The sequence below is a fragment of the Cellulomonas sp. NPDC058312 genome, assembly GCF_042880135.1.
In the GTDB taxonomy this organism is placed as follows: domain Bacteria; phylum Actinomycetota; class Actinomycetes; order Actinomycetales; family Cellulomonadaceae; genus Cellulomonas.
Genome location: NZ_JBHVZE010000001.1, coordinates 159,098 through 183,826, shown reverse-complemented (window position 1 = coordinate 183,826; position 24,729 = coordinate 159,098). Strand labels below are relative to the sequence as shown.

Here is a 24,729-nt window from a genome sequence, read left to right as displayed (position 1 = left end):
CGCGGGCCGGGCGGGGTCAGCCGGTGTTCTGCAGGCCGGCGGCGACGCCGTTCACGGACAGCAGCAGCAGCCGCTTGTTGTCCTCGACCAGGTCGTCCGACTCGCCGGTCCGCAGCGCGCGCAGCGCCCGGATCTGCAGCAGCGACAGGGCGTCGACGTACGGGCTGCGCAGCTGCACCGCGCGGCCGAGGATCCGGCGTCGGGACAGGATGCTCTCCGAGCCGGTGATCGCGAGGACCCACGTGCGGGTCAGCGCCATCTCCTCGAGCACCAGGCCGGCGAGGTCGTCGCGGTCGCCGAGCGCGAGGTACCGCTCCGCGAGGCGCTCGTCCGTCTTGGCCAGCGACATCTCGACGTTGTCGATCATCGTGCTGAACAGCGGCCAGTCCGCGTACGCGGCCTGCAGCTCGGCGAGGTCGCCCACCGACTCCAGCGCGGTGCCGAGGCCGAACCAGCCGGCGAGGTTGGTCCGGGCCTGCGACCAGGAGAACACCCACGGGATCGCGCGGAGGTCGTCGAGCGACTCCACGGACAGGCCGCGGCGGGCCGGGCGCGAGCCGATCGGCAGCAGGCCGATCTCCTCGAGCGGGGTCACCTGGGCGAACCACTGCGGGAACCCGTCGGCGCGGACCAGCTCGTAGAACCGGGTCCGCGAGGACGCGTCCAGCGCGGCGGCGAGGTCGGCGAACCGCTCGGTCGCACCGGCGTTGCGGCGCTCGGTCGAGGGCGCCCCGGCCAGCAGCGTCGCCGCGGCCACCTGCTCGATGTGCCGGGCGCCGATGGTCGGGTTGCCGTACCGGGCGAAGATGACCTCGCCCTGCTCGGTGAGCTTGAACCGGCCGTCGACGGAGCCCGGGGGCTGGGCGAGCACGGCCCGGTTCGCGGGGCCGCCGCCGCGCCCGAGGGCACCGCCGCGGCCGTGGAACAGCGTGAGGCTGAGGTCGTGCTGCCTGCCCCAGTCCGCGATCCGGCTCTGGGCGACGTCGAGCGCCAGCGTCGCGGCGACCGGGCCGACGTCCTTGGACGAGTCGGAGTAGCCGAGCATGACCTCGACGTGCCGGCCGTTCTCGGCGAGCCGCGCCTGGACGGCGGGCAGCGTCAGCATCTCCTCGAGGATGTCGACGCTCGCCTCGAGGTCCGCGAACGTCTCGAACAGCGGGACGGCGTCGATGACCGGGCGGGTCTCCGGGTCCGGGAACACCAGCTCGGCGAGCCGGTACACGGTCGCCAGGTGCTCCGGGGCCTGCGTGAACGACACGATGTAGCGGCGCGCGGCTGCGACGCCGTACCGGCGCTGGATCGCCCCGATCGCGCGGTAGGTCTCCACGACCTCGAGCGTGCGCGGCTCCAGCTCGCCGTCGATGCCGTGCGCCTCGAGGTCGGCCAGCGCGGCGGCGTGCACCTGCGAGTGCTGGCGGACCTCGAGCTCCGCGAGGTGGAACCCGAAGGTCTGCACCTGCCAGATCAGCTTCTGCAGGTCCCCGTAGGCGGCGCGCGGCGCACCGGCGGCGACGAGCGACTGCTGCACCACCGCGAGGTCCGCGAGCAGCTCCTCGGGTCCGGAGAACGACAGGTCGGCGTCGCGGCGGCGGGTGGCGGCCAGCCGCTCGGCGACCATCCGCAGCGCCCGGCGGTGCGGCTGGTCGCGGACCTCGGAGGCGGCCTTGGCGGCGGCGTCCTCGGACAGGTCGCGCTGCCGCTGCCACAGGGCGGTGAGCTCCGCGGAGGCCGGGGTCCCGGCCGCGTCGAGGGTGAGCTTCGCGGAGATCTTCCGCGCCGACTCCTCGAGCGCACGCAGCACGTGGTCGCTGGCCAGCGCCGCGGCGGCCCGGGTCACCTCGGCGGTGACGTTCGGGTTGCCGTCCCGGTCGCCGCCGATCCACGAGCCGAGCCGCACGAACGGCCGGACCAGCGGCTCCTCGCGGCCGGCGCCGTCGGCGTTCAGCCAGTCGTCGAGCCGGCGGTAGACGGTCGGGAAGGTCTCGAACAGCGTCGTGTCGAAGATGTTCATGACGGTGCGGACCTCGTCGAGCACCGTGGGCTTCTGGGTCCGCAGCGGGGACGTCCGCCACAGCGTGTCGATCTCCTCGACCACACGGCGGTCGTTCTCGGCGCGCGAGGTGCCGCCCGCGGCGAGCGCGTCACGCTCGGCCAGCAGGTCCGAGATCCGGCGGATCGCGCGGGACACGGACCGGCGGCGGGCCTCGGTCGGGTGCGCCGTGAGGACGGGACGGAACTCCATCGTCTGCAGGCGGCGCAGCGCCTCGTCGCGGCCGACCTCGTGCGCGAGCGCGTCGATCGCGGCGGGCAGCGAGTCGTCCTGCATCAGCTCGCCGGCGGGCAGCTCCGCCTCGCGGTCGCGCAGCACGCGCACGCGGTGGTGCTCCTCGGCGAGGTTCGCCAGGTGGAAGTAGCAGGTGAACGCGCGCGCCACCTGCTGCGCCCGCTCGATGGAGAAGGAGGCGACGAGCTCCTCCGCCTCGGTGAGCGCGGCGAGGTCCTGCTCGTCGTGGGCGCGGATGGTCAGCGCGCGGACGCGCTCCACGTCGTCGAACAGGGCGTCGCCACCGGACTCGCGGATCACGCGGCCGAGGAGCTCGCCGAGCATCCGGACGTCGTTGCGCAACGGGTCGGGGACCTCGTGGCGCGCGAGGCCGCGGCGGGCCTCGCGCGAGGGCTGGGGGTCGGTCACCGGTCAAGCGTAGGTCAACCGTCCGACGCACGAGACGGTTGTCCGGATGCCGGTTACCTCGTCCGTGGACCGGACGCCTGGGCGGTATGTCCTGCGCGACGCCCGCGGGAGTCTAGGCTCGGTGGCAGTGCCCGCGGCCGGTCGCCTCCCGCGACCGGGCGAGCAGCAACCCCCGATGATCCGGGCCGCCGAGGTCCGGGCGGAAATGAGGTGCGGTGAACGCGAAGGCTCCCCTGGCCCAGCAGGTCGGATGGACCGAGCTCGACGTCAAGGCCGTCGACACGGTGCGTGTCCTGGCCGCCGACGCCGTCGAGAAGGTCGGCAACGGCCACCCCGGCACGGCGATCAGCCTGGCCCCGGCCGCGTACCTGCTCTACCAGAACGTGCTGCGGCACGACCCGGCCGACCCGCACTGGCTGGGCCGCGACCGGTTCATCCTGTCCGCGGGCCACTCCTCGCTGACCCAGTACATCCAGCTGTACCTCGCCGGCTTCGGGCTCGAGCTCGAGGACATCGAGGCGCTGCGCACCTGGGGCTCCAAGACCCCCGGCCACCCGGAGTACAAGCACACCGACGGCGTCGAGATCACCACCGGCCCCCTCGGCCAGGGCATCTCCTCCGCGGTCGGCTTCGCGATGGCGGCCCGCCGCGAGCGCGGCCTGCTCGACCCCGAGGCGGCCCCGGGCACCAGCCCGTTCGACCACTTCGTCTACACGATCTGCTCCGACGGCGACCTGCAGGAGGGCGTCTCCTCCGAGGCCTCGTCCGTCGCCGGCACGCAGAAGCTCGGCAACCTCATCGCGATCTGGGACGACAACCACATCTCGATCGAGGGCGACACCGAGATCGCGTTCACCGAGGACGTCCTCAAGCGGTACGAGGCCTACGGCTGGCACGTCCAGTTCGTCGACTGGACCGAGGGCGGCGAGTACACGGAGAACGTGGACGCGCTGCACGCCGCGATCGAGGCCGCCAAGGCCGTCACCGACCGCCCGTCGTTCATCGGCCTGCGGACGATCATCGCCTGGCCGTCGCCGACCAAGCAGAACACGCACGGCTCGCACGGCTCCAAGCTCGGCACCGACGAGGTCAAGGGCCTCAAGGAGGCCGTCGGCTTCGACCCCGAGAAGTCGTTCGACGTCGCCCCCGAGGTCATCGCGCACACCCGCAAGGCCCTCGAGCGCGGCAAGGCGTACCAGGCCGAGTGGGCCGTCGGCTTCGACGCCTGGAAGGCCGCGAACCCGGAGCGCGCCGCCCTGCTGGAGCGCCTGCGCGCCGGCGAGCTGCCGGCCGGCTGGGCCGACGCCCTGCCGACGTTCCCCGCCGGCAAGGCCGTCGCCACCCGCGCCGCCTCCGGCGAGGTCCTCTCGGCCCTCGCGCCGGTGCTGCCCGAGCTGTGGGGCGGCTCCGCCGACCTCGCCGGCTCGAACAACACCACCATGAAGGGCGAGCCGTCCTTCATCCCCGCCGAGCGCTCCACGCACGAGTTCGCGGGCGACCAGTACGGCCGCACGCTGCACTTCGGCATCCGCGAGCACGGCATGGGCGCGATCCTGTCGGGCATCGCCCTGCACGGCCTCACCCGCGCGTACGGCGGCACGTTCTTCACGTTCTCCGACTACATGCGCGGCTCCGTCCGCCTCGCCGCCCTCATGGGCGTCCCGGCGATCTACGTGTGGACGCACGACTCCATCGGCCTCGGCGAGGACGGCCCGACCCACCAGCCGGTCGAGCACCTCACCGCCGTCCGCGCGATCCCCGGCCTCGCCGTGGTCCGCCCGGCCGACGCCAACGAGACCGCGCAGGCGTGGAAGACCATCCTCGAGCGCACCGACGGCCCCGCCGCGCTGATCCTCACCCGGCAGAACGTCCCGACGTTCCCCCGCGGCGAGGAGGGCTACGCGTCCGCCGAGGGCGTCGCCCGCGGTGCGTACACGCTGCTCGACGCGTCCACCGGCTCGCCGCAGGTCATCCTGATCGGCACCGGCTCCGAGGTGCAGCTGGCCGTCGCGGCCCGTGAGCAGCTCGAGGCCGCCGGCGTCCCCACCCGCGTGGTGTCGGCGCCGTCGCTGGAGTGGTTCGCCGAGCAGGACGAGGCCTACCGCGAGTCGGTGCTCCCGTCCTCGGTGAAGGCCCGCGTCTCCGTCGAGGCCGGCATCGCGCTGTCCTGGTGGAAGATCCTCGGCGACGCCGGTCGCGCCGTCTCCCTCGAGCACTACGGCGCCTCCGCGGCGTACGAGACGCTCTACCAGGAGTTCGGCATCACGGCGGACGCCGTGGTCGCCGCCGCGCACGAGTCGATCGCGGCCGCCGCGGGTGGATCCACGCCGGGCTCCGACTCCGACGCCCCCACGGCGTCCGGCACGGGCGACCAGCTCTGACGCACGCCTGACGCAGCACGACGACGGCCGGGACCCCCACGGGGCCCCGGCCGTCGCCGCACCCGCACCCGCACCCGCACCCCGCACCCCGCACCCGACGAGAGGTCACGACACGCTGGCCGCGCCGTCCCGCGCCCGGCGTGTCGTGACCTCTCGTCGTCGAGATGGCGATGCTCGCCTGCGTGAGGGCGGGGGCGCAGAAGCGGGGGCTGTCATCTCGGCGGGGGTGCGGGGCGGGGGTGCGGGGCGGGGGTGCGGGGGTGCGGGTGCGGGGGCGGGGTGGACGTGGGTCGGGACCTTCGTCCTCCGGGGGCGCGGGGTGGGGCGGGTTGAGTCGGGGCGTGAGCCGGCAGACCCCCGTGTACTACTACTCCTCCGCGTCCGGCGTCGTCCGGTCGTTCGCCGAGCGGCTCGGGCGGCCGGTGTTCAACCTCGCCGAGCGGGACGTGCGGCACACCGAGGTCGACGGCCCGTGGGTGCTGCTCACGCCCTCGTACAAGACCGGCAACGACCGGAACGACACGATCCCCGAGGGCGTCCGCCGGTTCCTCCGGTCTCCGGTGAACCGCCGCCGGATGGTCGGCGTGATGGGCTCCGGGAACCGGAACTTCGGCCGGTACTACCAGATGGCCGCCCGCCAGATCGCGGAGCAGTCCCGGCGGCCGGTGCTGTTCGAGTTCGAGATCGCCGGCACGCCGTGGGACGTCCAGGAGTGCGCGCGGATCCTCGCCGAGCTCGACGCCGCGCTCGAAGCGGACGGGCACGCGCCCGCCGCCTGACGCGGCGCCTGACCCGCCGACCCGACCCGCCGACCTGGCCCGCGACCCGTGCGCGGGCGGGCGCCCCGCCCTACGGTGGGCCCATGAGCCCCTCCAAGGTGCCCGCGGTGGAGATCGACGTGCGCGGCCGCACGGTCCGGGTGTCCAGCCCCGACAAGGTGTACTTCGCGGACCGGGGCATCACCAAGCTCCAGGTCGTCGAGTACTACCTCGCGGTGGGCGACGGCATCCTCGGTGCGCTGCGCGACCGGCCGACGACGCTCGAGCGCTGGCCGCGGGGCTGGTTCGAGGGCGCCCGGCTGTCGACCCGGATGGACAACAAGGGTGACGCGTTCTTCCAGAAGCGCGTGCCGCAGGGCGCGCCGGACTACGTCGGGTCGACGACCATCACGTTCCCGTCGGGCCGCACCGCCGACGAGGTCACCCCCACCGAGCTCGCCGTCGTCGCGTGGGCCGCGAACCTCGGGACGCTGACGTTCCACCCCTGGCCGGTCACGAGCGCCGACGTCGAGGCACCGGACCAGCTGCGGATCGACCTCGACCCGCAGCCGGGCACGGACTTCGACGACGCCGCGCGGGTCGCGCCGCACGTGCGGGAGGTCCTCGCCGAGCACGGTCTCACCGGCTACCCGAAGACGTCGGGCGGGCGCGGCATCCACGTGTTCGTGCCCATCGAGCCCCGGTGGACGTTCACGCAGTGCCGCCGGGCGACGATCGCCGTCGGCCGCGAGCTCGAGCGCCGGCTGCCGGGGCAGGTCACGACGAAGTGGTGGAAGGAGGAGCGCGGCGAGGCGATCTTCGTCGACTACAACCAGATGGCCCGCGACCGCACGATCGCGTCCGCGTACTCGGTGCGCCCGAACCGCCGCGCGACGGTCTCGGCCCCGCTGCGCTGGGACGAGGTCCCCGACGTGCACCCGGACGACTTCGACGTGACGACGATGCCCGCGCGGTTCGCCGAGGTCGGCGACCTGCTCGCGCCGCTCGTCGCGGGCGCCGCGGACCGCGGGTCGCTCGACGGCCTGCTGGAGCTCGCCGCGAAGGACGAGCGGGACCACGGCCTCGGCGACCTGCCGTACCCGCCGGAGTACCCGAAGATGCCGGGCGAGCCGAAGCGGGTCCAGCCGAGCAAGGACCGCGACCGCCCGCAGGCCGCCCCCGCGGACTGAGCCCCGCCCGGCTGCGGGGAGGTCAGGCGCCCGTGGCCGCCTCGCGGGACGGGTCGTTCGACCACTGGGACCACGAGCCGGGGTACAGGACGGGGTTCCGGCCGGCCAGGACGATCGCCGCCGCCTCGTGCGCCGCGGTGACGCCGGACCCGCAGTACACCGCGACGTCGCCGCCCTCGGGCACGCCCAGCGCGGCGAACCGCGCGGTGAGGGCGTCGGGGGCGAGGAACCGGCCGTCCGCGTCGAGGTTCTCGGCCGTCGGGGCGCTCACGGCGCCGGGGATGTGACCGGCGCGGGGGTCGACGGGCTCGACCTCGCCGCGGAACCGCTCGGCCGCCCGGGCGTCGAGCAGCACCCCGTCGGCCGCCCACGCCGCGGCCCCGTCGGCGTCGACCGTCGGCAGCTGCCCGCCGGTGAGGACGACGTCGCCGGGCTCGACCGCGACGTCCCCGGGCTCGACCGCGCCGCCCGCCGCGACCCAGGCCGGCAGGCCGCCGTCGAGGATCCGCACGTCCGCCACCCCCGCCCAGCGCAGCAGCCACCACGCGCGCGCCGCCGACGTGGCGCCGGTGTCGTCGTAGACCACGACCCGCTCCCCCGCCCGCAGGCCCCACCGGCGCGCGGCGGCCTGCAGGTCGGCGACGTCGGGCAGCGGGTGCCGGCCGTCGGCGGCGCTCGGCGGGGCGGCGAGCTCGGCGTCCAGGTCGACGAACACCGCACCCGGCAGGTGACCCGCCCGGTGGGCGTCGACCCCGGGCGGACCGCCGAGCTGCCAGCGGACGTCGAGCAGGCGGGGCGGGTGCGGCCCGGCGAGCTCGGCGGCGAGGTCGGGCGCGGTCACGAGGACGTCGGTCATGCCGTCCACGCTACGTCGCGGCGCTGGTCACGGGCGAGGCCCTCGCGTGACGTGGCCCAGGCCACGCCGTCGTGCTGGAACACCGGGGCCCGCTCGCCCGTTCCCCTCCTGGAGCCCCCGCAGGCGGACCTGCGAGCGCCGACCGCCGCTGCCGCAGTCCCTCTCGTGGCGCGCGACGTGCCGCGGTGCCGCATGCTGGCGTCCTCGCCACATCCTGCGAGCCCTGCTCGCGCCGTCGCCTCTGGAGCCTGTGTGTCCGGTAACGCCACCACCCGGTTCGGGAACGTCTCGCTGCTGTCCGTCGCGAGCCGCCTCCCGAGCCGCATCACCACGTCCGCCGAGATCCAGGAGCGCCTGGGGTCGGCGCTGCGCCGGCTCCGGCTGCCGCGCACGGTCCTCGAGCGGGTCGCGGGCGTGACCGAGCGGCGCAACTGGGCGGACGGCGAGGACGCGGACAGCGCGACGGTGGCGGCCGGGCGGCAGGCGCTGCGGGACGCGGCGGTGAACCCCGCGGACGTGGGCCTGCTGGTGAACACCTCGGTGACCCGCAAGCACCTGGAGCCGTCGGTGGCGGTGCGGCTGCACCACGAGATCGGGCTGCCGAGCTCCGCGGTGAACTTCGACATCGCGAACGCGTGCCTCGGGTTCGTCAACGGCATGAGCCTCGCGGCGACGATGATCGAGGCCGGCCAGATCCGGTACGCGGTCGTCGTGAACGGCGAGGACGCGGACGACATCCAGCGCACGACGATCGACCGGCTGCTGCGCCCGGAGGTGGGCCGCGAGGACTTCATGCAGGAGTTCGCCACGCTGACCCTGGGGTCCGGCTCGGCGGCGGCGGTCCTGGGACGCACGGACGAGAACCCCGGCGGGCACCGGCTGCTCGGCGGCGTGACCCGCGCGGCGACGCAGTTCCACGACCTGTGCGTCGGCAGCACCGACGGCATGTTCACCGACGCCCGGGCGCTGCTCGAGGGCGGCCTCGACCTGGTGACGGACGCCTGGCACGAGGCGGCGGGCGACTGGGACTGGGACGCGATGGACCGCTACATCACGCACCAGGTGTCCCGCGTGCACACCGACGCGATCGTCAAGGCCGTCGGCCTGGACCGCAAGCGCGTCCCGACGACGTTCCCGCACCTGGGCAACGTCGGCCCCGCGTCGATCCCGATCACCCTGGTCGAGGAGCAGGACGCGCTGCGCGCCGGCGACCGGGTGCTGCTGATGGGCGTCGGGTCGGGCATCAACACCGCGATGATGGAGCTGCAGTGGTGAGCGGGTCCGCCCCGCTCCCCGTCCGTCCCGCCACCCACGCCCCCACCGGGCTGCCCGGCCTCGACCCGCGGTTCAGCCAGGTGCTGGCGGTCGACGGCGCGGAGGCCTCGCTCGGCCCGGGGGTGCCCGTCTGGCACTACCTCGACACCGGCCCGGAGCTCGCCGCGCGCGGGATCGAGCCGGTCGGCACGGTGCTCGCCGTGCACGGCAACCCCACCTGGTCCTACCTGTGGCGCGACCTCCTGACGGCGAGCGTCGACGCCGCCGCGGCGGGCGGCCCCGCGTGGCGCGTCGTCGCGGTCGACCAGCTCGACATGGGCTTCTCCGCGCGGACCGGCCGGCACCGCACGCTGGCGGAGCGGGTGCGCGACCTGGCCGCGTTCACGGACGCGCTGGGCCTCGACGGCCCGGTGACCGTCCTCGGGCACGACTGGGGCGGGGTCGTCGCGATGGGCTGGGCGGTCGACCACGCCGACCGCCTCGCGGGCGTCGCCCTGCTGAACACCGCGGTCGCGCACCCCGACGGCGACGCGATCCCCGCCCCGCTGCGCGCCGCGACCGCCGGCCCCGTGCTGCGGCTGGCGACCAGCACCACCCGCGCGTTCCTGGAGACCACCCTGGCGATCGCGCACCCCCCGCTGGTCCGCGAGGTCGCCGACGCCTACCGGGCGCCCTACCGGCACGCCGACGACCGGCACGGCATCGAGGGGTTCGTCGCCGACATCCCCGCGCCGTCGTCGCACCCCAGCGCGCCCGAGCTGCACCGGATCGCCGCGGGCGTCGCCCGCCTCGACGTCCCCGCGCTCCTGCTGTGGGGGCCGCGGGACCCGGTGTTCCGGGACCGCTACCTCGACGACCTGCTGGACCGGCTGCCGCACGCCCGGGTGCACCGGTACGAGGGCGCCGGTCACCTGGTGGCCGAGGACGTCGACTGGGCACCCGCGCTGCTCGCGTGGCTGACGGAGGAGGTCGCGGGCACCCCCGCGCCCGCCGACGCCGCTGCCGACGCCACCGCCGACGACCGTCCCGCGTCCGCCCCGCTGTGGGCCGCGCTCGACGCGCGCGCCGACGACCCCGGCCCCGCGGTCCTCGACATGGCCGCGGCCGACGGCCCCCGCACCGTGAGCTGGCGGCTGCTGGCTCGCCAGGTGCGGCGCATCGCCGCGGGCCTGCACGCGGTCGGCGTCCGCCGCGGGGACCGGGTGTCGCTGCTGGTCCAGCCGGGGCCGACGCTCACCGCCCTGGTCTACGCGTGCCTGCGGATCGGCGCGGTGGTCGTGGTCGCCGACGCCGGTCTCGGCCCGCGCGGCCTGACCCGCGCCCAGCGTGGCGCGCAGCCCGACTGGGTGGTCGGCCAGACGAAGGGCCTCGCCGCGGCGCGCGCCCTCGGCTGGCCGGGGGTCCGGATCGCCGCCGACGTCCTGCCGCCCGCCGCCCGCCGCGCCCTGGGCGTCACGCACCTGCTGGTCGACGTCGCCGACGCCGGCCGCGACGAGGTGCTGCCGCCGGAGCCCGGCCCGGGCGACGACGCCGCGGTGCTGTTCACCTCCGGCTCGACGGGCCCCGCGAAGGGCGTGCTGTACACCCACGCGCAGCTCTCGGCGCTGCGCGACGTGCTGCGCGACCACTTCGACGTGCGTCCGGACACCGGGCTCGTCACCGGGTTCGCCCCGTTCGCCCTGCTGGGCCCGGCCCTCGGCACCCGCTCGGTGACCCCGGACATGGACGTGTCCGCACCCCGGACGCTCACCGCCCGCGCGGTCGCCGACGCCGTGCGCGCCTCGGACGGGGCGATCGTGTTCCTGTCCCCCGCGGCGATCCTCAACGTCGTCGCCACCGCGGACGCCCTGGACGCCGACGACCGCGCGGCCCTGGGCCGGGTCCGCACGTTCCTGTCGACCGGGGCCCCGATCGGCGCCGGGCTGTTGGGTTCCGCCGCCGAGCTGATGCCCGCGGCGAGCGCCCACACCCCGTACGGGATGACCGAGTGCCTGCTGGTCACGGACATCACGCTCGACGGCATCCGCGACGCCGCCGCGGCTCCGGACGCCGGGGTCTGCGTCGGCCGCCCGGTCGGCCCGGGCGAGGTGCTGGTCAGCGCGCTGGACGCCGACGGCGCCGCGACGGGGGACCCCGCGTCGACCCCCGGGGTGCTCGGCGAGGTCCTGGTCCGTGCCCCGCACCTCAAGCAGCGCTACGACCGGCTGTGGCTCACCGACCGCGCCGCCGAGCGCGACACCCCGCCCGGCCGCTGGCACCGCACCGGCGACGTCGGGCACCTCGACGCCGACGGCCGGCTGTGGATCGAGGGGCGGCTCGCGCACGTGCTCGTCACCGCCGACGGCCCCCTCGCGCCGGTCGGGCCGGAGCAGCACGTCGAGCGCGTCGCCGGGGTCCGCCGGGCCGCGGTCGTCGGGGTCGGTCCGGCGGGCGTCCAGCAGCCGGTCGCCGTCGTCGAGAACGTCCTCGGCGTCCGGCGCGCGGGCCTCGCCCCCGCGTCCCTGGCCGCCGCGGTCCGCACCGAGTCGCCGGTGCCCCTCGCCGCGGTCCTGGTGGTGCCCCGGATGCCCACGGACATCCGGCACAACTCGAAGATCGACCGGACGCGCCTCGCCGCCTGGGCGTCGCGCGTGCTGGCCGGCGGGCGGGTGGGCGCGCCGTGACCGTCCTGGTGACCGGGGCGTCCGGCCTGCTCGGCGGCGCGGTCGCGCGTGTGCTCGTCGAGCGCGGCCACGCGGTCCGCACCTTGCAGCGCCGTCCGTCGGGGGTCGCCGGGGCGCACGACGTCGCCGGGTCGATCACCGACCCGACCGCCGTCGCGGCGGCGGTCGACGGGGTGGACGCGGTGGTGCACCTCGCGGCGCGCGTGTCCCTCGCGGGCCCCGCGCAGGAGTTCGACACCGTGAACATCGGCGGGACGACCGTGCTGCTCGACGCGGCCGAGCGCGCGGGCGTCACCGGGTTCGTCCAGGTGTCGTCCCCGTCGGTCGCGCACGGCGGCAGCTCGCTCGTCGGTGTCGGCGCGGAGCCCGCCGACCCCGCGCACGCCCGCGGCGACTACGCCCGCACCAAGGCCGCCGCCGAGCTGCTGGCCCTCGACCGCGACCGCGGCGACCTGCCCGGGGGCATGAGCGTCGTCGCCGTCCGCCCGCACCTCGTCTGGGGTCCCGGCGACACCCAGCTCGTCGAGCGCGTCCTCGACCGCGCCGCCCGCGGCCGCCTCCCGCTGCTCGACCACGGCGGCGCGCTGATCGACACGCTGTACGTCGACAACGCCGCCGACGGCATCGCCGCGGCCCTCGACCGCGCCCCCGACGTGCACGGCCGCGCGTACGTGCTCACCAACGGCGAGCCGCGGACCGTCGCCGACCTGCTCACCGGCATCTGCCGCGCCGGCGGCGTCCGACCGCCCGCGTGGCGGGTCCCCGCCGGGCTCGCCCGGACCGCGGGCGGACTGGTCGAGGCCGTCTGGCGGCTCCGACCCGGCACCGACGAGCCCCCGATGACCCGGTTCCTCGCGGAGCAGCTGTCGACGGCGCACTGGTTCGACCAGCGCGCCACCCGCGCGGACCTGGGGTGGACGCCCGCGGTGAGCCTGGACGAGGGCTTCGCGCGGCTGGCGGCGCACTACCGCGCCCGGGGCTGACCGGCGCGTCAGCCCCGCAACGGCACCCAGCGCGGCCCCTCGCGCCGCGCCACCGTCGCGCGCCGCACCTCCGCCAGCCCGCTCACCCGGTCCAGCACCCGCCGACCCACCCGCTCCGCGCCCGGGTCGCCCAGCGCGAGGTAGCGCACGACGACACGCGCCTCCCCCGCCACGACGGCGACGTCCTGCGCCTCGACCTTCGCGAGCCCCCGCGCGGCGTCGGCGGCGGCAGGCAGCACGGCAGCCGGGTCGACGCCCGGACGCAGGACGCCGACGGTCAGCGTCACCCGGTAGGACGGCACGGACGCTCCCCACGGTCGGGCCGGGCGGCGTGCACCGGCGGGGCCGACCCTCTCACCGGGTCGCACGCGCGCGCCAACCCGCACCCGCCGCCCGGTCCGCACCGGTCCGCACCACGGCTGCGTCACATCGTGATCGACCCGTCCGCCCCGATCGTCCACGCGGGGTTGTGGGCGACCTCCCACACGTACCCCTCCGGGTCAGCGAACGCCCCCGACGTCCCGCCCCACTCCGCGAGCTCCGCGGGCCGCACCACCGACCCGCCCGCCGCGACGGCCGCTGCCAGGACCGGGGCGACCTCGTCCGCGTCGCGCACGTTGTACGCGAGCTCCACACCGGACGCGCCCCGCCCGGACACCCCTGTCCAGAGCGCGAACACCATCCCGCCGGCCTGGAAGAACGCAACCTCGTCGTCCGGGCGCTGCGGGGCGGGCCAGCCGAGCGCCTCGTAGAACGCGACCTCCCGGTCGAGGTCGTCGATGCCGAGCGTGATCAGGCTGATGCGGGGCTCCATGCGCACCTTCCTACCGCGCTCGGGCGGTGGCTGCGCGGTGCGCACCCGGATCTGCCACCATCGCGCCATGCGCAGGTGGATGGAGCACGCCCCGTGGTGGCAGCTCGGCCTTGCACTGGCGGTGCCCTGGGCGGTCGCCGTGTTCGCCGCGTTCACGGCCGCCGAGCCGGATGGGCGCGTCCTGCCCCGCCTGGTCGGCGTCACGGTCGGGGCGGTGCTGTTCGGTCTGGTCGTGGGCGCGACGCTCGCCCGGATCCGGCGCCGAGGGCGCGACCGGACCTGACACCGCTGGCCCCGACGCGGCATCGGTGGCACGCTCGTCGCGCATCGCGTGGGGACCTGGCGCGGCACCGCACCGACCCGTGGAGGGCGGTCCCCCATGACGGTGGGCACCATCACCGCGTACGTCGACGGCAGCACGACCGTCGTCGTCCTGTCCGGCGAGATCGACGCGACCATGCGCGACCAGGCGAGCAGCGCCCTCGCGGACGCGGTGCGCGGCGGCGTCCCCGTCGTCGCCGACCTGCGCGACGTCGACTTCCTCGACTCGTCCGGGGTCGCGTTCCTGCTGCAGTGCCGCCGCGCCTGCGCCGAGCTCGGCGTCGGGTTCTCGCTCCGGCACGTCCCGCCGCGCGCGGCCGAGGTGCTGCGGGTGCTGGGGCTCGACGCGGTGCTGGGGCCGGGCGCTGCCTGCTGAGCGAGCCCCTACGGCCGCCCCGACCCTGCTGGCGGTGGCGTGGTCCCGGGATGATCGTCCCGGCGCCGCCCACCGCGCGCGGCCTAGCGTGCAGGGCATGGTGTCCCACGTCGCGGCCGTCACGATGAACAGCAGCGAGCCCGCACGGACCGCGGCCTTCTGGGCCGCATGCCTGGACGGCACGGTCGCCGACGGCGGCAACGGGTTCCTGCACGTGACGAGCGCCGGCGTGCTCGTGATCGTGCAGCCGGCGCCGGGGCGGGTCGCGGACCGGGAGACGGACGTGCACCTCGACCTGCGCGCGCCCGACCGCGACCGGGAGGTCGCGCGGCTGGTCACGCTCGGAGCGCGGGTGGTCGAGGAGCGCGCGGACTCCCACGGACGGTGGACGGTCCTGCTCGACCCGGACGGCCGCCAGTTCTGCGTGAGCTGACCGGTCGCGGCGGAACGACAGAGGCCCAGGATCGCGATGATCCTGGGCCTCTGGTCTGAGCCGCCTAAGAGAATCGAACTCTTGACCTTCTCATTACGAGTGAGACGCTCTGCCGACTGAGCTAAGGCGGCACGTCTGCCATACCGGCGGACGGGCAGAGCCACTGTACCCGGCACACCGCGCGTCCTCCAAAGCGAGCGCGCGCGGCGTGCCGGGCGGGGTCAGCAGCGGGTGCCGTCGTCCGGGACGGTGCCGTCGACCAGGTAGGCGTCGACCGCGTCGCCGATGCAGGCGTTGGACCGGCCGTAGGCGGTGTGCCCCTCGCCCTCGTAGGTGAGCAGGGTGCCGGAGTCGAGCGTCTCGGCGAGGCTCTGCGCCCACGCGTACGGGGTGGCCGGGTCGTTGGTGGTGCCGATCACGAGGATCGGCGCGGCGCCCGCGGCGGAGTAGTCGTCGAGGCCGCCGGCCTCGGGGACGGGCCAGTTCGCGCAGATCACGCCGCCGTAGCCGAAGAAGTACCCGACGGTCGGCGCGGCCTGCTCGATCTCGGCGGCCTGGGCGCGCATCTCCGCGACGTCCGTGGTGCCGCGGTCGTCCGCGCAGCCGATCGCCCAGAACGCCTGCATGGAGTTGCTGGCGTAGGTGCCGTCGTCGCTGCGGTCGTTGTAGAGGTCCGCGAGCCGGAGCAGCACCGAGCCGTCGCCGGACATCGCGGCGGACAGGCCCTGGGTGAGCGCGGGCCAGGACTGCTCGTTGTAGAGCGGCAGCGCGATGCCGCTGAACGCGAGCTGGCCGGTGAGCGACCGTCGGCCGTCGCCGGGCAGCGGGGACCGGCGGGCCTTGTCGAGCACGGACTTCACCTGCGCGAGGCCGTCCTCGACGTCGCCGCGCAGGGGGCACTGGGCGCCGGCCTGGCAGTCCTCGACGTAGGCGCGCAGGGCGGACTCGAACCCGGCGGCCTGGCCCGCGGACAGCTCGAGGGAGGACAGCGTGGGGTCGAGCGCGCCGTCGAGGACGAGGCGGCCGACGTTCTCCGGGAACAGGGCGGCGTAGGTGGCGCCGAGCTGCGTGCCGTAGGAGTAGCCGACGTAGGTGAGCGTGTCGTCGCCGAGCACGGCCCGCAGCACGTCCATGTCCTTCGCGGCGCTGACGGTGTCGACGTGCTCCAGGACGGGCCCCGAGCTCGCGAGGCAGGCGGCGCCGAACTCGCCGTACGCGGCCTCGGCGGCGGCGATGCCCTCGTCGGTGGCGAAGTCGAAGTCGGTCGACGTGATCGCGTCCATGCCGGGGCCGTCGACGCACTCGACCGGGGTGGACGCCGCGACGCCCCGCGGGTCGAAGCCGACGAGGTCGTAGCGCTCGACGACCTGCTTGCCGAACGACGGCACCGCGATGCTCGACAGCGCGTCGATCCCGGAGGCGCCGGGGCCGCCGGGGTTGACGAGCAGCGAGCCCAGCTTGTCGCCGGTCGCGACGTGCCGGCTGACGGCGATGTCGATCATCTCGCCCGTGGGGTCGTCGTAGTCCATCGGGACGACGAGCGTCGCGCACTCGAGGTCGCCGCACGCCTGCCAGTCGAGCTGCTGCGCGTACGCGCTGTCCAGGTCCACGACGGGTGCGGCGGAGGGGCGCTCGGTCACGGCGGTCTGCTGGCGCGGGCCGGTGCAGGCGACGAGGACCAGCGCGAGGACGGCCACGAGGGCGGCGGAGCGGGCGGGCAGCGCGGAGGACCGGGCTCTCGGGTCGGGAGTCACCGGACCACGGTAACGGTCCCGTCCGACACGTCAGGCCTGGGGCCGCAGGGCGATCAGCATGGCCTCGACGGCGAGCAGCGGCGCCACGTTCCCGTCGAGCCGGGTGCGGGCCTCCCCGATCGCGTCCATCCGCCGGACCGTGAGCTCGGGCGTCGTGGACTCCGCGATCGACCGGGCGGCCTCCTCGTGCTCGGCGTTGACGAGGTGCACCTCGGAGCCGAGCTGGAGCACCAGCACGTCGCGGTAGAACGACAGCAGGTCGATCATGGCGCGGTCGAGGACGTCGCGCTGCGCGCGGGTGGCGCGGCGCTTCTGCTCCTCCTCGAGCTGCTTGACGGCGCCGCGCAGCGCGGGCGGCACGGTGGCCAGGCCCTCGGCGCCGAGCGACCGCAGCAGCTGCTGGCGCTCGACGGCGTCCCGCTCCTCGGTGGCGGCCTTCGCGTCGGCCTGCGCGGTCTCGACGAGCTCCCCCGCGGCGAGCACCGCGTCCCCGACGCCGCGGACCCGCGGGGCGATGCGCAGCACCGCGGCGCGGCGGGCGCGGGCCTCGGGGTCGCGGGCGAGCCGGCGGGCGACACCCACGTGCGACTGCGCGGCCCGCGCGGCGACCAGCGCCACCTGCGGGTCCACGCCGTCGCGCCGGACCAGCAGCTCGGCGACGGCCTCGACCGGCGGCACCCGCAGCGCGACGGACCGGCTCCGGGACCGCAGCGTGACGAGCACGTCCTGCGGGCTGGGCGCGCACAGCAGCCACACGGTGCGCGGCGGCGGCTCCTCGATGGCCTTGAGCAGGACGTTGCCGGAGGTCTCGTTCAGCCGGTCCGCGTCCTCGATGACGATGACCCGCCACCGGCCCTGCGACGGCGCGCGCTGCGCGAGCTCGACCAGGGGGCGCACGGTGTCCGCGCGGATGACGACGCCCTCGGTCGACACGAACGTCACGTCCGGGTGGGTCCCCGCGAGGACCGTCGCGCACCCGGGGCTGCGCGGGTCGCCGGACGGGTCCTGCAGCGCGGCGGCGAACGCGCGCGCCGCGTTGGACCGCCCCGAGCCCGGCGGGCCGGTGAGCAGCCACGCGTGCGTCATCCGGGACGGGTCCGCGGCTGCCTCCCGGAGCACCGCGACGGCAGGCTCCTGCCCGACCACGTCGTCCCAGACGGTGCTCACGCGGCGTCCCCGTGCCCGGCGGTCGCGAGCAGCGCCTCGACCCGCGCCCGGACCTCGGCAGCGAGGTCGTCGACGGGTCGCGCGGCGTCCAGCACCAGCCACCGTCCCGGGTCCGCCGCGGCGCGCGCGAGGAACGCCTCGCGCGTCCGCCGGTGGAACTCCGCGCCGGCGCTCTCCAGCCGGTCCGGCCGGGCGGGCCGGGCGCGGAGCCGGTCCATGCCGGTCGCCGGGTCCAGGTCGAGCAGCACGGTCAGCGCGGGCAGCAGCCCACCCGTCGCCCACAGCGACAGGCCCTCGACCTCGTCGCCGCCGAGCTCGCGGCCGGTGCCCTGGTACGCCACGGAGGAGTCGAGGTACCGGTCCGTCACGACCACGGACCCCGCCTCGAGCGCAGGCCTCACCAGGGACGCGACGTGGTGCGCGCGGTCCGCGGCGTACAGCAGCGCCTCGGTGCGGGCGTCGATGTGCCCCCCGTGCAGGATCTCGCGGCGCAGCAGCCGCCCGAGCTCGGTGCCACCCGGCTCGCGGGTGAGCACGACGGTGCGCCCGGACGCGGTCAGCCACTCGCCGAGCAGGCGCGACTGGGTGGACTTCCCGCTGCCGTCGCCGCCCTCGAACGAGACGAACAGCCCGCGGGGGGCGGTCACGGGCGGGGGCGGGGCGGGCAGCGTCACGGACGTCAGGGTAACGACCCGGGCCGACACGGCCGTCGACTCCCCCGCACCCGCCGCGTTTGCCACACTGAGGCATGGCCACCCCGTGGGTCGAGAGCGACCTCCCGCTGCCGGCGGAGCCCTACCCGGGGGCCGACCCCGACCTGGAGCGGTTCGGCCGCCTGGTCGCCGGGCACCTCGGGGTGCCGGTCGCGATGGTCTCGGTCGTCACCCCCACCGAGGAGCTCATCCTCGGCGCCGTGGGGCTGCCCCCCGCGATCGACGCCGCCCGCCGGCTCCCGCTCACCCACGCCCTGTGCCTCGAGGTGGTCCGCACCGGCGCGCCGGTGGTCGTCGACGACGCGCGCGACCACGACGCCCTCGCCGCGCACGCCGCGGTCACCGACCTCGACGTCGTGGCGTACGCCGGCTGCCCGCTGCACGACGACGCCGGCCAGGTGGTCGGCTCGCTCTGCGCGATCGACTCGGTGCCCCGCCGCTGGACCGCGGACCAGCTCGACTACCTGGCCGACCTCGCGGCCGCGTGCAGCAGCGAGCTGCGGCTGCGTGCCGAGCGGGAGCGGGCGCAGCGCGCGCAGCACAAGGCGACCGACGCCGTCCGGCACAGCCGGCTGCTGCTGACGATGGCCGAGGCGTTCACCGCGGCCGCCACCGTCGACGAGGTGACCCGTGCGGTCTCCCGGGTCGGCGCGATCGGGCTCGGCGCGACCATGACCGGTGTCGCGCTGCTCGACCCCGACGCCCAGGGGCTCACCTACACCTCGCTGGAGGCGTTCGACGGCTACGGCTTCGAGTCGCTGCGGCACGCGCGCCTCACCGACGAGCGCCCGTCGACCCAGGTCGTCCGCACCCGCCTGCCGATGTACTTCCGCGACTGGGACGCGCTGCTCGCGCGGTTCCCGGCGGTCGCGCGCGACGTGCGCCGCGACCAGCCCGCGCCGCCCGGGGCGCTCGCCGTGCTGCCGCTGTCCTCCCGCGGCCGCGTCCTCGGCGTGCTCACCCTCGGCTGGCCCGGGCCGCGCGACTTCCAGCAGGAGAACCGCGAGGTCAAGGCCGCGCTCGCCGCGTACACCGCGCAGTCGCTGGAACGGGCGCTGCTGCTCGACCAGCGTCGCACCGTGGCACGGACGCTCCAGGACGCGATGCTGACCGAGCTCCCCCAGCCCGCCCGGTTCCGCCTCGCCGCCCGCTACCTCCCGGCGGCGCAGGCCGACCAGGTCGGCGGCGACTGGTACGACGGGCTGGTGCTGCCCGACGGCGACCTCGCGGTGATGGTCGGCGACGTCACCGGGCACGACATGGACGCCGCCGCCCGGATGGGCCAGCTGCGCTCCACCCTGCGCGCGTTCGCGTGGGACCGCCCGGACGCGTCCCCGTCGTCGTGGCTCGCCCGGCTCGACCGCGCCGTCGCCGGGCTCGGCCTCGCGACCGTCGCGAGCGCGCTCGCGGTGCGGTTCAGCACCCGCGACCAGGACGTGGTCCGCGCGCAGTGGTCCACCGCCGGCCACCTCCCGCCGGTGCTGGTCCGTCCCGGCGACGAGGGCCGGGTGCTGGACCGGCGGACCGACATGCTGCTCGGCGTCGACCCCGCGCGGGCCCGCGCCGACCACCACGCCGACCTGCGGCCCGGCGACACGCTGGTGCTCTACACCGACGGCCTGGTCGAGCGCCGCGGCGTGCCCCTGCCGGACGCGCTGGTGGGCCTCGCCCGGACGGCCGGCGGGCTCGCGGACCGGGAGCCGGAGCAGCTCGTCCGCGAGCTCGCCGCCGCCCTCGTGGACGGGCAGCCGGCCGACGACGTCGCGGTGCTCGCGGTCCGCGTCCTGCCGCCGACCCCCTGACGCCGCCGGGCCGCCCTCACTCCCCGGGGTAGACGACCCCGACCTGCGCGCGGACCTCGTCCATCGTGCGCAGCACGCCGAGCGTGTCCGCCCACGACATCCGGGGGCTCTCGACCGCGCCCTCCGCGACGCGGCGCGCCACCTCCGCGGCCTCGTACTGCAGGCCGTGCGCGACGGGCTGGTCGAACGACCACGTCCGGCCGTCCCGGCGCTGCACGCGGAACGACGTCGGGGCGTAGAAGCTGCCCTCGACGGTGATGGTCCCCTCGGTGCCGCTGATCGCCGCGGTCGTCGGCGTCCGCGACCACAGCGTCGTCGTCAGCGCCGCCTGCGTGCGGTCCCCGTAGCTCAGGACGATCGCCAGCTGACCGTCGACGCCGGTCTCGGTCAGCGCACCGACCGACCGGATCGACGTGGGCACGCCGAGGAAGTCCTGCGCGAACGCCACCGGGTACACCCCGAGGTCGAGCAGCGCGCCGCCCGCGAGCGCCGGGTCGTACAGCCGGTGCGTCGGGTCGAACGGGAAGTACTGCCCGTGGTCGGCGTGCACGGAGACGATCTGGCCGATCTCCCCGGAGTCGATCACCTGGTGGATCGCGGCGACGTGCGGCAGGAACCGCGTCCACATCGCCTCCATCACGAACACCCCGGCGGCGCGGGCCGCGGCGAGCACCTCCTCGGCCTCGCGGGCGTTCCGGGTGAACGCCTTCTCCACCAGCACGTGCTTGCCGGCGGCGATGGCGAGCAGCGCGTGCTCGCGGTGCTCCGAGTGCGGGGTCGCGACGTACACGACGTCGACCTGCGGGTCCTCGACCAGGTCGCGGTACCCCAGGTGCGTCGTCGGGATGCCGTGGGCGGTGGCGAACCGCTCGGCGCGGGTGTGGTCGCGGGAGCCGACCGCGACCAGCTGGGCCCGGGTGCTGGACCGGACGGCGTCGGCGAACGCGGCGGCGATGCCGCCCGCACCCAGGATCCCCCAGCGGATCGGCGGCGCGGAGCGCGGGTCTTCGGTGAGTGCCATGCGCCGACCCTAGCGGCCGGCTGCCCCACGTCGAGGGGGTCGGATCGCCCTCACCGGTGCAGGAGCACGCACGGTCGCGCCTCGATGTGGTCGAGCGCGCGCTGGGCCAGGGGATCAGCGGCGATCTCGTCCGCGGCCCGGGAGCCGCGCAGCCACCCCGCGACCGACGGGTCCACCATCCCCGCGAGGGCACGGACGTCCTCCAGGAGGAGTGCCGGTGCGAGCCTGCGTTGAGCGCCGTCCGGGGCCCGTTCGCCCACGAGCGGGAAGCCGAACACGACCGGCTCGCAGTGGTTGACCCGGTTGCGGGCCCAGTTGAGACGCTTGGCCAGACCGTGCACCTCCGACCGGTCCGGTAGCCGGCTGCTGGAGGCGAACGCCGGTGCTAGCGCGGGCCAGAGCTCGGCGTCGTACCGGTCGCTCACGCCCCCGGTCGAGCAGCTCGACCCACGCCCCGAGCATCAGCTGGGCGACCACCTTCCCCACCGAGGGCACCGAGCCGTCGGACGCCGCACGGCGGGCGGCGGCGACCTTCCGGACCGTTCGAGGGTCCAGGACGGCCTTGTCCTCCAGGACGTCGAACCACCGCTCGGAGAACGCAGTCGAGAGCGCCCGGTGCATCCGCTCGCGCACGAGGACCTCCACCGCACGGAACGTCGCGTGCAGCGCCGAGGCGAGGCGCGCGTCGACCAGGTACATCTCGAGCGCCACCCGGTTGTTCCCGCTCGTGGCGCGTCGGAACGTGCGGAGCCGGTCGGGCGCGAGCGAGGCGGCGATGGCCGGGAGCAGCGCCGGGGCCGGTTGAGCGAGCATCCCCCGGACGGTAACGTGGAGGGGTAGTCCCCGGTAGTGGGGTTTTGAGAGGCGCTGCAGACCACGGTCGCGGCGCCTCTCGCTTTTCGGGACCGAGGTCCGTGTGCCGGGCTCGCTCCGGGTCCGTACGGTGGACGCGTCGGCGGGTCACGTGGGCCGGGACCGACGGCCTCGCCGCCGGCGTACGAGCCGAGGAGGAACCGTGTCCGCGCTCCTGCAGCACCCGCCCGTCCGCACCCTGATCAGCCCCGCCCGCTACGCACAGGGGGTCGGTGCGATCGACCGGCTCGGGGAGCTGGTCGAGCCGATCGGCAGCACGCCCCTGGTGGTCGCGGACGACGTCGTCTGGTCGTTCGTCGGGGAGGCGGTGACGCGGTCGTTCGCGTCCGCGGGCCTCCCGCTCACCCGGGACGGGTTCGGGACCTACGCCACCGCCACGGTGGTCGACGGGATCGCGGACCGGATCCGCGAGACCGGCGCCGACGTCGTCGTGGGCGTCGGGGGCGGCTCGACGATCGACGCGGTCAAGGCCGCCGGGTTCCTCGCGGGCGTCCGCTGGGTGTCGGTGCCGACGGTCGCCTCGACCGACGCGCCGTGCTCCGCCCTGTCGGTCATCTACGACGACCACGGGGGGTTCGAGGAGTACCGGTTCTTCCCCCGCAACCCCGACCTGGTGCTGGTCGACACGCAGCTGGTCGCGAACGCCCCGGTGAGGTTCCTCGTCGCCGGCGTGGGCGACGCGCTCGCGACCTGGATCGAGGCGCGCGCGGTCGCCCGCACCGACGCCACCACGATGGCCGGCGGCATCCCGACGACCACCGGCACCGCCCTGGCCCGGCTGTCGTGGGACATCCTCTGGGAGCACGCGCTGCCCGCGGTGGCCGCGGTGCGCGACCACCTCGTCACCCCGTCGGTCGAGAAGGTGGTCGAGGCGAACACCCTGCTGTCCGGCCTGGGCTTCGAGTCCGGCGGGCTGGCCGCGGCGCACGCGATCCACAACGGCCTGACCGCCGCCCCGCAGACCCACGGCCTCACCCACGGGCAGAAGGTCAACATCGGCTCGGTCACCCAGCTGGTCCTCGAGGGCGCGCCGACCCAGGAGGTCCGCGACTTCGTCGAGTTCACCACCCGCGTCGGGCTGCCGAACACCCTGACCGAGGTCGGCCTCGGCGTGGACGACGTCGACGACCTCACCCGCGTGGCCGAGGCCGCGACCGCCGAGGGCGAGACCATCCACGCGATGCCGTTCACCGTGCGGGTGCCGGCGCTGGTCGACGCGCTGCGGTCGATCGAGGGGTTCTCCCGGCAGGTCCGCGCGGACGCCGGGCTGCCGGAGCCGACCCCGCACCGGGCCGGCTGATGGCGCCCACCTGGGTGGACCACGCGATGTGGTGGCACGTCTACCCGCTGGGCTTCACCGGCGCCGAGCCGGTGGCGGACGACGCGACCCCCGTGACGCACCGCCTCGCGCAGGTCGAGGCCTGGGTGGACCACGTCGTCGACCTGGGGCTGAACGGCCTCGCGCTGGGGCCGGTGTTCGCGTCCAGCACGCACGGCTACGACACCGTCGACCACCTGCGGGTCGACCCGCGCCTGGGCGACCGGGACGACCTGGACCGGCTGCTCGCCGCCGCGCGCGACCGCGGGGTCCGGGTGCTGCTCGACGGGGTGTTCAACCACGTCGGCGAGGAGCACCCGCTGTTCCGCGCCGCGCTGGCGGGCGGCCCCGGCTCCCCCGAGGCCCGGCTGTTCCGGATCCGCTGGCCGGACGACGGCGGCGCGCCCGACTGGGACTGCTTCGAGGGCCACCGGTCGCTGGTCGCCCTGGACCACGACTCCCCCGAGGTCGTCGACCTGGTCGCGGACGTGATGACGCACTGGCTGGACGCGGGCGCCGACGGCTGGCGGCTCGACGCCGCGTACGCGGTGCCGACGGGGTTCTGGGCGCAGGTCGTCGCCCGGGTCCGCGAGCGGCACCCCGACGCGTACCTGATGGGCGAGGTGATCCACGGCGACTACCCGGCGTTCGTCGCGGAGTCGGGGCTGGACGGCGTCACGCAGTACGAGCTCTGGAAGGCCACCTGGAGCGCCGTCCGCGACCGGAACTGGCACGAGCTCGTCTGGACCCTCGGTCGGCACGACGCGTTCCTGGACTCCTTCGTGCCGTACACGTTCGTCGGCAACCACGACGTGACGCGTATCGCCGACCAGGTCGGCGACCCCGCGCTCGCGGGCCACGCCCTCGTGGTGCTGATGACGGTGGGCGGGACCCCGGCGGTCTACTCCGGCGACGAGCTGGCGTACCGCGGGGTCAAGGAGGACCGGGCCGGCGGCGACGACGCGGTGCGCCCCGCGTTCCCGCCCACCCCCGCGGACCTCCCCGGACCCGACGAGGCTCCCGACGCGTGGGCCGCCTACCACCGGCACCAGGCGTTGATCGGCCTGCGCCGCCGCCACCCGTGGCTGCACACCGCGCGCACCCGCGTCGTCGAGGTCACGAACACCCGCCTCGCGTACGAGGCCCGTCCGGCCGGCGCGACGTCCGACGGCACCGGCCCCGCCCTGCTGGTCGCGCTCAACCTGGACGCCGGGACCTGGTCGCTGGCGACGCCCGACGGCGCCCGGGTCGTCGCCCAGGACGGGCCCGGGACGACCGAGCGGGACCACGTCGTCGACGTGGCCCCGCTCGGGTGGGTCGTGCTGGAGGTCTGAGGCGA

21 protein-coding genes and 1 tRNA gene are annotated in these 24,729 nt (G+C 75.8%); 12 read left to right on the top strand and 10 right to left on the bottom strand.

Going from position 1 to position 24,729, the window contains the following annotated elements:
- Positions 1-16: 16 nt before the first annotated feature.
- Positions 17-2,692, bottom strand: a complete 2,676-nt coding sequence (locus ACFVXN_RS00855) for a phosphoenolpyruvate carboxylase (RefSeq protein ID WP_389225818.1) — start codon at positions 2,690-2,692, stop codon at positions 17-19.
- A 215-nt stretch (positions 2,693-2,907) separates the two neighbouring features.
- On the opposite strand from ACFVXN_RS00855, the gene tkt reads away from it, so the two are divergent.
- From tkt to ACFVXN_RS00840, 3 genes are all read left to right on the top strand, one after another.
- Positions 2,908-5,073 (top strand): transketolase, encoded by a 2,166-nt coding sequence (gene tkt, locus ACFVXN_RS00850; RefSeq protein WP_389225815.1) that lies wholly within the window; start codon positions 2,908-2,910, stop codon positions 5,071-5,073.
- 341 nt (positions 5,074-5,414) lie between these two features.
- A complete protein-coding gene (nrdI, locus tag ACFVXN_RS00845; protein ID WP_389225812.1) occupies positions 5,415-5,852 on the top strand; it encodes a class Ib ribonucleoside-diphosphate reductase assembly flavoprotein NrdI in 438 nt (145 codons plus the stop codon).
- Between the two features lie 83 nt (positions 5,853-5,935).
- Entirely contained in the window at positions 5,936-7,021 is a 1,086-nt protein-coding gene (locus ACFVXN_RS00840; RefSeq protein ID WP_389225809.1) for a DNA polymerase domain-containing protein, read from the top strand.
- A gap of 22 nt (positions 7,022-7,043) precedes the next feature.
- Here ACFVXN_RS00840 and ACFVXN_RS00835 read toward each other — a convergent pair whose 3' ends face one another.
- Positions 7,044-7,877, bottom strand: coding sequence for a sulfurtransferase (locus tag ACFVXN_RS00835; RefSeq protein ID WP_389225806.1), 834 nt, complete (start codon positions 7,875-7,877; stop codon positions 7,044-7,046).
- Positions 7,878-8,129: 252 nt separating this feature from the next.
- On the opposite strand from ACFVXN_RS00835, the gene ACFVXN_RS00830 reads away from it, so the two are divergent.
- Genes ACFVXN_RS00830 through ACFVXN_RS00820 form a run of 3 tightly spaced genes read left to right on the top strand, consistent with a single transcriptional unit; the run spans position 8,130 to position 12,798 of the window.
- Entirely contained in the window at positions 8,130-9,152 is a 1,023-nt protein-coding gene (locus tag ACFVXN_RS00830) for a 3-oxoacyl-ACP synthase III (RefSeq protein ID WP_389225803.1), read from the top strand.
- Complete coding sequence (locus ACFVXN_RS00825; RefSeq protein ID WP_389225800.1) at positions 9,149-11,815, top strand: alpha/beta fold hydrolase; 2,667 nt, start codon at positions 9,149-9,151, stop codon at positions 11,813-11,815. The genes ACFVXN_RS00830 and ACFVXN_RS00825 overlap by 4 nt, the downstream gene beginning before the upstream one ends.
- The gene (locus tag ACFVXN_RS00820; protein ID WP_389225797.1) at positions 11,812-12,798 is read left to right on the top strand and encodes an NAD-dependent epimerase/dehydratase family protein; all 987 of its coding nucleotides are present in this window, start codon (positions 11,812-11,814) and stop codon (positions 12,796-12,798) included. The genes ACFVXN_RS00825 and ACFVXN_RS00820 overlap by 4 nt, the downstream gene beginning before the upstream one ends.
- Before the next feature lie 8 nt (positions 12,799-12,806).
- Here ACFVXN_RS00820 and ACFVXN_RS00815 read toward each other — a convergent pair whose 3' ends face one another.
- Both ACFVXN_RS00815 and ACFVXN_RS00810 read right to left on the bottom strand, forming a co-directional pair.
- Complete coding sequence (locus tag ACFVXN_RS00815) at positions 12,807-13,100, bottom strand: hypothetical protein (protein ID WP_389225794.1); 294 nt, start codon at positions 13,098-13,100, stop codon at positions 12,807-12,809.
- 122 nt (positions 13,101-13,222) lie between these two features.
- The gene (locus ACFVXN_RS00810; protein ID WP_389225790.1) at positions 13,223-13,612 is read right to left on the bottom strand and encodes a VOC family protein; all 390 of its coding nucleotides are present in this window, start codon (positions 13,610-13,612) and stop codon (positions 13,223-13,225) included.
- 67 nt (positions 13,613-13,679) lie between these two features.
- Here ACFVXN_RS00810 and ACFVXN_RS00805 point away from each other — a divergent pair, with 67 nt between their 5' ends.
- From ACFVXN_RS00805 to ACFVXN_RS00795, 3 genes are all read left to right on the top strand, one after another.
- Positions 13,680-13,895: a hypothetical protein gene (locus tag ACFVXN_RS00805; protein WP_389225787.1), complete on the top strand. Its 216-nt coding sequence runs from the start codon at positions 13,680-13,682 to the stop codon at positions 13,893-13,895.
- Positions 13,896-13,991: 96 nt separating this feature from the next.
- Positions 13,992-14,309, top strand: coding sequence for an STAS domain-containing protein (locus ACFVXN_RS00800; protein ID WP_389225784.1), 318 nt, complete (start codon positions 13,992-13,994; stop codon positions 14,307-14,309).
- A gap of 97 nt (positions 14,310-14,406) precedes the next feature.
- Entirely contained in the window at positions 14,407-14,742 is a 336-nt protein-coding gene (locus ACFVXN_RS00795) for a VOC family protein (protein ID WP_389225780.1), read from the top strand.
- A 58-nt stretch (positions 14,743-14,800) separates the two neighbouring features.
- Here the strand turns inward: ACFVXN_RS00795 and ACFVXN_RS00790 are convergent.
- From ACFVXN_RS00790 to tmk, 4 genes are all read right to left on the bottom strand, one after another.
- Positions 14,801-14,873 (bottom strand) — tRNA-Thr (locus ACFVXN_RS00790).
- Between the two features lie 90 nt (positions 14,874-14,963).
- Positions 14,964-16,496 (bottom strand): alpha/beta hydrolase, encoded by a 1,533-nt coding sequence (locus ACFVXN_RS00785; RefSeq protein WP_389225777.1) that lies wholly within the window; start codon positions 16,494-16,496, stop codon positions 14,964-14,966.
- A 30-nt stretch (positions 16,497-16,526) separates the two neighbouring features.
- Positions 16,527-17,663, bottom strand: coding sequence for a DNA polymerase III subunit delta' (locus ACFVXN_RS00780; protein ID WP_389225774.1), 1,137 nt, complete (start codon positions 17,661-17,663; stop codon positions 16,527-16,529).
- Positions 17,660-18,337, bottom strand: a complete 678-nt coding sequence (gene tmk / locus ACFVXN_RS00775) for a dTMP kinase (protein ID WP_389225771.1) — start codon at positions 18,335-18,337, stop codon at positions 17,660-17,662. Before tmk ends, ACFVXN_RS00780 begins: the two co-directional genes overlap by 4 nt.
- 74 nt (positions 18,338-18,411) lie before the next feature.
- Here tmk and ACFVXN_RS00770 point away from each other — a divergent pair, with 74 nt between their 5' ends.
- The gene (locus ACFVXN_RS00770) at positions 18,412-20,178 is read left to right on the top strand and encodes a GAF domain-containing SpoIIE family protein phosphatase (RefSeq protein WP_389225768.1); all 1,767 of its coding nucleotides are present in this window, start codon (positions 18,412-18,414) and stop codon (positions 20,176-20,178) included.
- A 16-nt stretch (positions 20,179-20,194) separates the two neighbouring features.
- On the opposite strand, the gene ACFVXN_RS00765 is transcribed toward ACFVXN_RS00770, so the two are convergent.
- Positions 20,195-21,199, bottom strand: a complete 1,005-nt coding sequence (locus tag ACFVXN_RS00765) for a Gfo/Idh/MocA family protein (RefSeq protein ID WP_389225765.1) — start codon at positions 21,197-21,199, stop codon at positions 20,195-20,197.
- Positions 21,200-21,249: 50 nt separating this feature from the next.
- Positions 21,250-21,624, bottom strand: a complete 375-nt coding sequence (locus ACFVXN_RS00760) for a hypothetical protein (RefSeq protein WP_389225762.1) — start codon at positions 21,622-21,624, stop codon at positions 21,250-21,252.
- 590 nt (positions 21,625-22,214) lie between these two features.
- Here ACFVXN_RS00760 and ACFVXN_RS00755 point away from each other — a divergent pair.
- Entirely contained in the window at positions 22,215-23,372 is a 1,158-nt protein-coding gene (locus ACFVXN_RS00755) for a glycerol dehydrogenase (RefSeq protein ID WP_389225759.1), read from the top strand.
- On the top strand, positions 23,372-24,724 hold the full coding sequence (locus tag ACFVXN_RS00750) for an alpha-amylase family protein (protein WP_389225756.1): 1,353 nt from the start codon (positions 23,372-23,374) through the stop codon (positions 24,722-24,724). The genes ACFVXN_RS00755 and ACFVXN_RS00750 overlap by 1 nt, the downstream gene beginning before the upstream one ends.
- Positions 24,725-24,729 lie beyond the last annotated feature (5 nt).